Source organism: Streptomyces sp. NPDC002889 (assembly GCF_042888425.1).
In the GTDB taxonomy this organism is placed as follows: domain Bacteria; phylum Actinomycetota; class Actinomycetes; order Streptomycetales; family Streptomycetaceae; genus Streptomyces.
Map to the genome: position 1 here is coordinate 1 of NZ_JBIAPT010000074.1, position 2,129 is coordinate 2,129.

At 69.8% G+C, this 2,129-nt stretch carries 1 protein-coding gene; it reads right to left on the reverse strand.

Annotated features, from left to right (window positions below; all coding sequences use genetic code 11):
• Positions 1–2,129 (reverse strand): condensation domain-containing protein (locus ACFYWI_RS38395; RefSeq protein WP_389240815.1); only part of this gene is annotated, 2,129 nt, incomplete at both ends.

The window sequence follows — 2,129 nt, forward strand, 5'->3', positions numbered from 1 at the left end:
ACCGACACCCCAAGCCGCCTCAAACACCTCGCCAACCGGTTCGCCGCACCATCCAACTCCCCATACGACAACACCTCAGAACCACACCGCACCGCCGGAACATCCGGAACACGAAGCGCCTGAGCCTCGAACAGGTTGTGCACCGGCGCTGCCGGGATGGGGCGATCAGTGGCGTTCCACCCCTCGACCACCTGCGACCGCTCGGCATCGTCCAGCAGTACGTCGATCTCGCTCACCTGCAGTGCCGGATTCACGGCGATCTGCTCGAGCACCCGCACGAACCGACGGACCATCGCCTGGGCGGAGCCCTCGTCGAACAGGTCGGTGGCGTAGAGGAGTCCGCCGCCGATCCCTGCCGGGGCACCGTCTTCGTCACGCTGTTCGGCCAGGTGCACCGACAGGTCGAACTGGGCCGACGGCGCCGCGGCGGGCATCGGGCGGACCTCAAGGCCGGGCAGATTCCACTGGTCCCGCCCCTCCGAGCCGTTCTTGATGTTGAGCGACACCTGGAAGAGCGGGTGCCGGTCCAGGGACCGGACGGGGTTGAGGTCTTCGACGAGCCGCTCGAAAGGCACATCCTGATGGGCGTATGCGGCCAGGTCCGTCTCCCGCACCCGGGCCAGCAGGTCCATGAAGGACGGATCGGCGCTCAGATCGGCCCGCAGCACCAGCGTGTTCACGAAGAACCCGGCCAGGTCGTCCAACGCCGCGTCCCCACGTCCCGCCGTGACCGTCCCGATCGGGATGTCGGTGCCCGCTCCCAGACGGGACAGAAGCACTGTGAGCGCGGTGTGCATGACCATGAACATGGTGGCCCGGCCGTGCTGGGCGAGCTCGACCAGCCCGGAGTGGGTCTGCGCGTCCACCTGGAGGGGCACGGAGTCACCCCGGAAAGAAGGCGTCGCCGGACGCGGCCGGTCCGTCGGCAGGGCCAACTCCTGCGGTGCGTCGGCCAGAACGTCGCGCCAGTACCCGAGCTGACTGCTGATCATGCTGTCCGGGTCGTCGAGGTCTCCCATCATCTGCCGCTGCCACAGCGCGTAGTCGGCGTACTGCACCGGCAGCGGTGCCCAGCCCGGCGCCTGGCCACGGAGTCGTGCCGCATAGGCCGCCCCGAGGTCACGCGTCAGGACACCCATCGACCAGCCGTCCCCCGCGATGTGGTGCGCGACCATCAGGAGGACGAACTCCGTCGGACCCGTCACCAGCAGCCGCACCCGCCACGGCAGTTCGGCGCTGAGATCGAAGGTCCGGGTCATGTGAGCGGCGTACTCCTCCGCCACCTGGTCCTCGCCGACGTGGACCACTGCCAGCGACGGCCGACCCACCAGGCCCTCGAGTACCTGCTGCCGGGGAACACCGTGGGTCTCGGGGAAGATCGTGCGCAGGCTCTCGTGCCGGTCCGCGACATCACCGAGCGCCGCTTCCAGCGCCGCCACGTCCAGGTCACCGGACAGCCGCAGTGCCATGGGCAGGTTGTAGCCCGCGCCTTCCCCCCTGCCTTCGAGCCGGTTCAGGAACCACATCCGCTGCTGCGCGAACGAGAGCGGCAGTACCTCGGGGCGGGGCTGCACCGCCAACGCCACCCGCACCTCGCCGGCGAGCTCGTCGATCTGACGGGCCGCTCCGGCGGCCGTCGGCGCGGCGAACAGGTCACGGATGTTGAGCGAGGAGTCCAGGACGGCCCGGATCCTGGCGATCAGCTTCATCGCCAGCAGCGAGTCACCACCCAGTTCGAAGAACGAGATGTCGGCGCCCACCGACTCCAGGCCCAGCACCTCGCCGAACAGCCCGCAGAGCACCGCTTCCGTCGGCGTCGCGGGCCCACGGCCGTCCGTCACGCCCCCGAAGTCAGGAGCGGGCAAGGCGGCGCGGTCGAGCTTTCCGTTGACCGTGACCGGAAGTCGCTCCAGCACGAGCACGGCGGCAGGAACCATGTACTCGGGCAGAGCGGCCGCCACGGACTCCCGCAGCGCCGCGGTGTCCACCCGAGCCGCCGGGGCAGGGACGATGTAGGCGACGAGGCGTTTGTCCCCGGGCCGGTCCTCCCGGACGATCACCGCGACCTGACCGACGCTCCCGTGCCTTGCCAGCACCGCCTCGATCTCACCCGGCTCCACCCGGAACCC